The 603-nt window shown below is 61.7% G+C and carries 1 protein-coding gene; it reads left to right on the top strand.

The genetic code is table 11. The features are described from left to right. A partial coding sequence (locus tag D3654_RS10125; RefSeq protein ID WP_120521377.1) for an IS256 family transposase occupies positions 1 to 603 on the top strand: 603 nt, incomplete at both ends.

The raw sequence follows: 603 nt of genomic DNA, 5'->3' as shown, positions 1-603 counted from the left end.
GTGAGCCGCCTGAAGGCGCAATGGGCCGACGAGCATGTGGCGTGGAGCCGGCGTGATATGTCCGAGTCGCACTACGTCTATTGGTGGGTCGACGGCATTCACACGGGGCTGCGCAGCGAGAACTCCGACGGGCAATGCTTGCTGGTCATCATCGGCGTAAAACCGGACGGAAGCAAAGAGCGTGTGGCGATCGGCGATGGGTATCGCGAGACGAAAGCGTCGTGGCTGGAGCTGCTGCTCGACCTGAAAAAGCGCGGTCTGAAGGCAGGTCCACGGCTGGCCGTCGGCGACGGTGCAATGGGCTTCTGGGCGGCACTGGAAGAGGTGTTTCCGACCACACGTGGCCAGCGCTGTTGGTTTCACAAGATGGGCAACGTGCTGAACGCGCTGCCCAAGTCGCAACAGGCACGCGCGAAGGCCGATATGCAATCGATCTGGATGGCCGCGACTCGCGCCGACGCGCACGCCGCGTTCGATCGTTTCGTGTCGATCTATGCGGCGAAATATCCGAAGGCGACCGAGACGTTGAAGAAGGACCGAGACAGCTTGCTCGCGTTTTACGAATTTCCTGCCGAGCACTGGCAGCATCTGCGCACGACCAAC

It is taken from the genome of Arthrobacter celericrescens, assembly GCF_003614925.1.
GTDB classification, from domain to species: domain Bacteria; phylum Actinomycetota; class Actinomycetes; order Actinomycetales; family Micrococcaceae; genus Arthrobacter; species Arthrobacter celericrescens.
The sequence above is the reverse complement of the archived record's forward strand: the minus strand, read 5'-3'. Positions and strand labels throughout refer to the sequence as shown.